General features: G+C 66.4%; 7 protein-coding genes and 1 pseudogene. 6 read left to right on the top strand and 2 right to left on the bottom strand.

The window, feature by feature from the left end; translation table 11 throughout:
- Both VIR09_RS01510 and VIR09_RS01505 read left to right on the top strand, forming a co-directional pair.
- A pseudogene (locus tag VIR09_RS01510) lies at window positions 1–758 on the top strand (helix-turn-helix domain-containing protein); the annotation flags it as partial.
- Window positions 759–793: 35 nt separating this feature from the next.
- Window positions 794–1,459 (top strand): glutaminyl-peptide cyclotransferase, encoded by a 666-nt coding sequence (locus tag VIR09_RS01505; protein WP_332011102.1) that lies wholly within the window; start codon window positions 794–796, stop codon window positions 1,457–1,459.
- On the opposite strand, the gene VIR09_RS01500 is transcribed toward VIR09_RS01505, so the two are convergent.
- Both VIR09_RS01500 and tet read right to left on the bottom strand, forming a co-directional pair.
- The gene (locus VIR09_RS01500) at window positions 1,446–2,183 is read right to left on the bottom strand and encodes a hypothetical protein (RefSeq protein ID WP_332011101.1); all 738 of its coding nucleotides are present in this window, start codon (window positions 2,181–2,183) and stop codon (window positions 1,446–1,448) included. The genes VIR09_RS01505 and VIR09_RS01500 overlap by 14 nt on opposite strands.
- The gene (gene tet / locus VIR09_RS01495) at window positions 2,180–3,421 is read right to left on the bottom strand and encodes a Tet(A)/Tet(B)/Tet(C) family tetracycline efflux MFS transporter (RefSeq protein WP_332011099.1); all 1,242 of its coding nucleotides are present in this window, start codon (window positions 3,419–3,421) and stop codon (window positions 2,180–2,182) included. Before tet ends, VIR09_RS01500 begins: the two co-directional genes overlap by 4 nt.
- Window positions 3,422–3,541: 120 nt before the next feature.
- Between tet and tetR the strand changes: the two genes are divergently transcribed.
- The 4 genes from tetR to VIR09_RS01475 all read left to right on the top strand — a co-directional run.
- Window positions 3,542–4,192, top strand: a complete 651-nt coding sequence (gene tetR / locus VIR09_RS01490) for a tetracycline resistance transcriptional repressor TetR (RefSeq protein ID WP_332011098.1) — start codon at window positions 3,542–3,544, stop codon at window positions 4,190–4,192.
- Between the two features lie 183 nt (window positions 4,193–4,375).
- The gene (locus tag VIR09_RS01485; protein WP_332011097.1) at window positions 4,376–5,500 is read left to right on the top strand and encodes a TRAP transporter substrate-binding protein; all 1,125 of its coding nucleotides are present in this window, start codon (window positions 4,376–4,378) and stop codon (window positions 5,498–5,500) included.
- An 80-nt stretch (window positions 5,501–5,580) separates the two neighbouring features.
- Window positions 5,581–6,204 carry a TRAP transporter small permease subunit gene (locus tag VIR09_RS01480; protein WP_013394258.1) on the top strand — a complete coding sequence of 208 codons (624 nt, stop codon included), beginning with the start codon at window positions 5,581–5,583 and terminating at the stop codon, window positions 6,202–6,204.
- Window positions 6,201–7,345: TRAP transporter large permease subunit (locus VIR09_RS01475; protein ID WP_332011095.1), on the top strand; the 1,145-nt coding region annotated here is incomplete at its 3' end. The genes VIR09_RS01480 and VIR09_RS01475, both read left to right, overlap by 4 nt.

Raw genomic sequence — 7,345 nt, 5'->3', positions numbered from 1 at the left:
GGCGGTTGCGCACGGGGCCTGCGCGCGCCGCGTTGACCCAGGCCGAGCTTGCCGCTCGCGTCGCCGGCATCCCCGCGCTGATGGCCGAGGTCGAACACGCGACCCTGGTCCTGAATACGCCCGCCGCGCGCCTGGTCGGGCAGGGCGTTCAACGGCCCATTCTGCTGGATGAAGTGGAGGCGCTGCTGGCCTCCGACACCTTGGTCGTGGACGGCTGCCGCCACGCGGTGCGCAGCGAGGGCCGGGAGATCCCGCTGGCCAGCCGGCCGGTGCTGTTCGCGCTGGCCCGCGTCCTGGCTGAAGCCTGGCCGCAGCCCGCGCCCCGCGAGACGCTCATCGAACAGGCCTTCCGCACCGCTTACTTCGACGAGACACACCGCGCGCGCCTGCGCGTCGAGATCGGGCGCCTGCGTGCGGCCTTGGATGGCGTGGCCGGCATCAGCGCCGCGCGCGGCGGCTTTGTCCTGAAACCGCGGGAGGGCAGAGGGGTTGCGCTACTGGCCCGGCCCGCTGGCGACGGCGACAGGGACCAGGGAGCGGTGCTCGCCTGTCTGGCCGACGGCGAGGCCTGGTCCAGTTCCGCCCTGGCGCTGGCGCTGGGCGCCAGCCAGCGCACGGTGCAGCGCACGCTGGACGCGTTGGCCGTGGCGGGCAAGGTGCAGGCCTGCGGCCAGGGCCGCGCCCGCCGCTGGATGACGCCGCCGGTGCCAGGATTCACGACAACCTTGTTACTCCCGGCCGCGCTGGCTGCCGACTAGCATGAATGCTCGAACTCCCGTTCAAGGACATCGACATGAAACGAACGCAAGCCCAGATCATCCGCGAGTACGGTCCCTTTCCCGGCGTGCAGGCGGTGCACGGCGTGACCTATGACGGCCAGCAGGTATGGTTCGCCACCGGCGACAAGCTGATCGCCATGGATCCCGACAATGGCAACACGCAAGCCTCCATCGACCTGGTCGCCAACGCGGGCACGGCCTTTGACGGCAAGCATCTCTATCAGATCTCCGACGGCACCATCGTCAAGCTGGAGCCAGAGAGCGGCCGGGTGCTGACCCGCATCCCGGCGCCGGGCGGCGGCGGGGCCTCGGGCATGGCCTGGGCCGAGGGCAGCTTGTGGGTGGCCGAGTACCGCCAGCGCAAGATCTACCAGGTGGATCCCGACACCGGCCGGGTGCTGCGCACCATCGAATCCAACCGCTACGTCACCGGCGTGACCTGGGTCGACGGGCAGCTCTGGCACGGCACCTGGGAGGATGGCGCCAGCGACCTGCGCCAACTGGACGAGCGGACCGGCGAAGTGCTGCAAAGCGTGGAAATGCCGGCCGGCATGGGCGTGTCCGGACTGGAGTCGGATGGCGCCAGCTGCTTTTTCTGCGGTGGCGGCGAAAGCGGCAAGCTGAGGGCGGTGCGCCGCCCGCCAGCCGAGTCTGACGATGCGGCGCTTACCAACGGATGATGTACGGCCTGTCTCCCAGTTCCCACACGCCGTTTTTCCGTTCCAGCATGATGTACTCGGTTTGCCATTCGTCCGGCTGGTCCTCCGGCGCAAAGCCGGATAGGTACGGACGGAAGGCGCGATCCCCCGCCCAGTCCGCGGTGCTGCGGTCCAGCCGCCATTCGAACTTCACCGCCGAGACCAGGTTGGGGTTGTCGTCGAATGGATTCTTGAGCGGCTTGGTATGGGTGAGGATCTTGCCGATCTGCAGGCCGGGGGCGCAGAACTTCGCGGTATAGACCAGCTTGGAACTGAGGCGGGCCTCGCCGTCCGTGTAGTAGGGCCGGCCTTTATCCGTCAGCTCCATGCGGCTGCTCGCGTCCTCGGGATCCTCGTCCGCTTGCGGTGGCCCGCCGTCGCCGCTGGCGCTGACGCGCTTGACCGTGACCAGCTGATGCGTGATTAACCCCTGCACGATCCTGTCCTGGCTTTCCAGGAACGAGGTATAGACGTCGGTGGGCAAGGGCCGCACGCCCACGACGTTGACGCAGGCGCCGACTGGCGCATATGCCGGTTGCGCCGTGGCCTCGAGCAGGATCTTGCGTATCTTGCCTTCGGTGAGGCCCGGACCCAGCGGCGATTGCCACCATGCATAAAAGCCGGCGCCTGCGGCGACGATCAGACCCAAGGCCCAGACTTTGCGTGGAATCCGGCGGCGATTGGCGGCGCGTTGCTTCTGGTTCATCCCTTTCCTTGCCGATTGCGGTTCCGCGATAGTAGCGTGGTGCCGGTACAGCCATACCAGGCGTCGCCTGTCGACGTCCCGCGGCGCAAGGCCGGCAGGCAGGCGAAATACAGCCCGGCGCCCGCGATCCAGGCCCATCCTTTCCAGACGTTCAACGTGGCGGCATAGAGCGCCGTGATGGCCAGGGGTCCGACGATCGCGCTCAGGCTGGACAGCGCGGCCAGCGCGCCTTGCAACTGGCCCTGGCGTTCCTGCTCGACCTGTGCCGACAGCATGGCCTGCAGCGCCGGCATGCCGATGCCGCCCGACGCCAGCAGGACCATGATGGGGAAGGCCATCCATCCCCGCGTCGCGAACGCAAGCAGCACATAGCCCAGGGCATCGGCGGCCATGCCCAGCAACAGCGTCCGTTTCTCTCCCAGCCGCGCCGTGGCGGGGCCGGTGGCCAACGCCTGGACCAGGGCGTGCAGCGCGCCGAACGCGGCGAGCGACAGGCCGACCGTGGCGGCATCCCACTGGTAGCGGTCTTCGCCATATATGACCCACAGCGTGGCAGGCACCTGTCCCACGAACTGCATGAGGAAAAAGACGGCCATCAACGCGATCACCGCCGTCTTGCCGCGCGCCCACAGGAAAGAGGCAGCGGGCATGAGCGCCTTCAACGACAGCGGCCGCCGCTCGCCGCGATGCGACTCCGGCAACAGGAAACACGCCATCAGAAAGTTCAGGCCATTCAGGATCGCGGCAGCCAGGAAGGGCAACTGCGGCGATATGCCGCCCAACAGACCACCGATGACGGGACCGGCAATCATGCCGACGCCGAAGCAGGCGCTCATCAGGCCGAAGTAGCGCGCCCGCTCGCCCTCCTTGGTGACATCGGCGATGCAGGCGCCCGCCACCGCCCCCGTGGCGCCGGTGATGCCGGCGACGAGCCGCCCCAGATACAGGACCAGCAGGGTCGGGGCCGTCGCCATGATCAGGTAGTCGATGGCGGCGCCCGCCAGAGAGAGCAGCAGGATGGGGCGCCGTCCGTAGCGGTCGGACAGCGCGCCGAGCGCCGGGGCGCAGAGGAACTGCATCAGCGCATACGCCGCGAGCAAGGCGCCATAGTGGCCGGCGATGTCCTCCGAGTGGACCAGGCCGCGCAGCAGGCCGGGCAGCACGGGCATGACCAGGCCTATGCCGACCGCGTCCAGCGCAACGGTGCCCAGGATGACGAAGGCGTGGCCGGCTCTCACGTCCGGCCTCCGGGTAGGAGTGTGGATTCCATGTGCGGGTTCTTGTTTATTTATCGTTGATAAATTTTTCGGCACAGTAATTTATCATTGATAAATTATCAAGCTCCACGAGGAAGCGTCATGACCAAATTGCAGCTGGACGCCGTGATCCAGGCCGGCCTGGACCTGCTGGACGAGGTGGGCGTGGACGGCCTGACGACGCGCAAGCTGGCCGACCGCCTGGGCGTGCGGCAGCCCGCGCTTTACTGGCACTTCAAGAACAAGCGCGCGCTGTTGGACCGTCTGGGCGAGGCGATGCTGTCGGAGAGCCACACCTACTCGATGCCCAGGCCGGGCGATAGCTGGCGCGCTTTCCTGAACGGCAATGCGCGCAGCTTCCGGCGCGCCTTGCTGGCTTATCGCGACGGCGCGCGCATACACGCCGGCACCCGCCCGAGCGAACCGCAATTCGAAGCGGTAGAGGCCCAGTTGGCATTTCTGTGCGAGCAAGGGTTTGCGCCGGCCGACGCCGCTTACGCGCTGACGACGATCAGCTATTTCACGGTCGGCGCCGTGCTCGAACAGCAGGCCGGCGCGGCCGACGATCTTGAGCGGCGGGCCGGTGCGACGCGGGCTCCGTCATCCGCGGCGCCGTTGCTGGCCGCGGCCTTGCAGGCCTTCGACGCAGCCGGACCCGATGCGGCTTTCGAGTATGGCCTTGCAGCCATCGTCGACGGATTGGAGCCGCGGTGCGGGGGAGAGGCGTACAAACGCACTAGTACGCCTGTCTAGGGTAATTCCTGACAAGAAGCTGATTGTCAGCAACTAGTCAGAAAGGTTTAATCAGCACACGCTTTGCGCATCGTCCGCAACCGCGCCAGCGGGATTCCGCAGCAGGCTTCACCATCCCGCGCCCACGCAGGAGCAGTAACTACAAGCTGGTCCATGTAGTCCTAATTCAGGAGACAAGACGCCATGCAACACGTTACAAAGCCTCGCCGCAAGTTCATCTCCGGCGCAGCCGTCGCCGGAGCCGCCGCGCTAGGGTTTCCAGCCGTCGCCCGCTCGCAGAACGCCCCGGTGTCCCTGCGCTTCCAGAGCACCTGGCCCGCCAACGACATCTTCCACGAGTTCGCCCGCGACTATGCGCAGAAGGTCAACGACATGGCCGGCGGCCAGTTGAAGATCGAGATCCTGCCGGCCGGCGCGGTGGTCAAAGCCTTCGATCTGCTGGACGCGGTGTCCGCGGGCACGCTGGACGGCGGGCATGGCGTGGTCGCCTACTGGTACGGCAAGAACACGGCGGTGGCCCTGTGGGGCTCGGGCCCGTCCTTCGGCATGGACGCCAACATGCTGCTCGCCTGGCACGAATACGGCGGCGGCAAGGAACTGTTGGCCGAGATCCAGAAGGCCATGGGCGTGAACGTGGTGTCGCTGATGTACGGCCCCATGCCGACCCAGCCTTTCGGATGGTTCAAGCGGCCGATCACGAAGATGGAAGAGGTCAAGGGCCTCAAGTTCCGCACCGTGGGTCTGGCCATCGACATGTACACCGCCATGGGCGCGGCCGTGAACGCGCTGCCCGGCGGGGAAATCGTGCCGGCGCTGGATCGCGGCCTGCTGGACGGGGCGGAATTCAATAATGCTTCGTCCGACCTGGCGCTGGGCTTCCAGGACGTGTCCAAGATCTGCATGCTGCAGAGCTTCCACCAGAGTGCGGAACAGTTCGAAATCCTGTTCAACAAGGGCAAGTACGACGCGCTGCCCGATAACCTGAAGCACATCCTGAGAAACGCCGCACAGGCTGCCAGCGCGGACATGTCCTGGAAGGCCGCAAACCGCTATTCACAGGATTACGTCAAGCTGCAGAAGGACCACAACGTCAAGTTCTACAAGACGCCCGACGCCATCCTGCAGCAGCAGCTGAAGATCTGGGACGAAATGATCGCCAAGCGCTCGGCCGAAAACCCCTTGTTCAAGAAGGTGCTGGAGTCGCAGCGCGCCTTCGCCGAGCGGGTGGGGCGCTGGCATGGGGACACCTCGGTCAATTTCCGCATGGCCTACAACCACTACTTCTCGCGTACGACAAAACCCGCCTGAAGAACCGGTACCTGTATCCCGCGCCGCGCGCCGTTCATCGGCGCGCGGCGGGACGCCATGCGTCTTGACCTGGAAGTGAGATGATCCGCATCGTACGTTTCATAGACCGTATCTCCACTTTTGTCGGACAGACCTTTGCCTGGTTGATCGTCGCCCTGACCTTGCATGTCTGTTGGGAGGTGGCCGCGCGCTACCTGTGGAACCAGCCGAGCGCCTGGGCGTTCGATATGCAGATGATGTATTACGGCATCCTGTTCATGATGGCGGGGGCCTATACCCTGGCCAAGAACGGGCATGTGCGCGGGGACATCCTGTACGGCTTCCTGCCGCCGCGCGTGCAGGCGGGCCTGGACCTGGTCCTGTTCATCGTCTTCTTTTTTCCCGGCGTGATCGCGCTGGTATGGGCGGGCTGGTACTACGCCGGCTATTCCATCGCCATCCGCGAGCATTCCTCGCTCATGGCCAACGGGCCGCCGATCTATCCCTTCAAGGCATTCATTCCGATCGCGGGCGCGGTCCTGCTGCTGCAGGGCGTGGCGGAAGTGCTGCGCTGCGTGCTGTGCCTGCGGCGCGGGGCCTGGCCCTCGCGCGCGGAAGACGTCGAGGAAGTGGACGTCGACAAGCTCAAGCAGATGGTGCATGTGAAGGACGAGGACATCGCCAAGCTCGACCGCTACGTCACGTCAGGGGAGCCGCGGCCATGAAAATCCACAAGGCGCTATGGTTCGGCCTGTCGTGCATCGGCCTGGTGGTGCTGATGATTGCCTTCCTGACTCCCTGGGACAATCTCACTACCGGGCATATCGGCCTCTTGATGCTGGCCTTGATCGTGGTGGCGATCATGCTGGGTTTTCCCACGGCGTTCACGCTGATGGGCATGGGCGTGCTGTTCACGTTCCTGGCGTACTACATGCAGAGTTCGGATGCGGGCCGCTCGGTCGGGCAGACGCTGGACCTGATGGTGCAGCGCACGTACGCCACCATGACCAACGACTCGCTGATCTCGATTCCGCTGTTCGTGTTCATGGGCTATCTGGTCGAACGCGCCAACCTGATCGAAAAGCTGTTCCGCTCCATGCACCTGGCGCTGGCGCGCGTGCCCGGGGCGCTGGCCGTGGCCACGCTGGCGACCTGCGCGATCTTCGCCACCGCCACGGGCATCGTCGGGGCGGTGGTTACGTTGATGGGCCTGCTGGCCATGCCGGCGATGCTCAAGGCCGGCTACAGCGTGCGCCTGACGGCCGGGGCCATTACGGCGGGCGGCTGCCTCGGCATCCTGCTGCCGCCGTCCGTGATGCTGATCGTGTACGGCGCGACCACCGGCGTGTCGGTGGTGCAGCTGTACGCGGGGGCGCTGTTCCCGGGCATCATGCTGGCGGTGCTGTACATGATCTACGTGATCATCGTGGCCAAGCTGCGCCCCGACATGGCGCCGCCGCTGCCCAAGGAGGAACGCGGTGTGCCGCTGTCCGCGAACTCGGCGGCGCTGGCCTCGGGCGGCTACACCCGCGCCGTGTCCGGCATGCTGGCGGCCATGTTCAAGGGGCGCCGCAACCAGAACGTGCCGTTCGGCTTCCTGCTGCGCAACATGGCGCTGGCGCTGGCGCCGCTGGCGGTCACGGTGCTGTTGCTGGCCGTGGTGTACCAGGCGTCGACGCGTCCGGAAGTGGTGTACGAGATTCCCGCCGAGCTGCAGCTGGGATCGGGCGGCTTCGATTCGGAGTTCAGCGAGCCGCCAGCCGACGGCCTGGCGGAGCCGCCGTCCAACGAACTGGCCGAGCCTCCTGCGAACGAGCCGGCTGCCGTCGGCGGCCTGGCTGAGCCCCCCTCGAACCCGCCCGCAAC

This window comes from Achromobacter sp. (assembly GCF_036567245.1).
Lineage (GTDB): Bacteria > Pseudomonadota > Gammaproteobacteria > Burkholderiales > Burkholderiaceae_B > Achromobacter.
Note: the sequence above shows the minus strand (reverse complement) of the source record. Positions and strands in the feature narration are given on the sequence as shown.

Bases quoted from the DNA above. Each gene is read 5' to 3' on its own strand.
- VIR09_RS01505 (WP_332011102.1), top strand. From the start codon at position 794: ATGAAACGAACGCAAGCCCAGATCATCCGCGAGTACGGTCCCTTTCCC.
- VIR09_RS01500 (WP_332011101.1), bottom strand. From the start codon at position 2,183: ATGAACCAGAAGCAACGCGCCGCCAATCGCCGCCGGATTCCACGCAAA.
- tetR (WP_332011098.1), top strand. From the start codon at position 3,542: ATGACCAAATTGCAGCTGGACGCCGTGATCCAGGCCGGCCTGGACCTG.
- VIR09_RS01485 (WP_332011097.1), top strand. From the start codon at position 4,376: ATGCAACACGTTACAAAGCCTCGCCGCAAGTTCATCTCCGGCGCAGCC.
- VIR09_RS01480 (WP_013394258.1), top strand. From the start codon at position 5,581: ATGATCCGCATCGTACGTTTCATAGACCGTATCTCCACTTTTGTCGGA.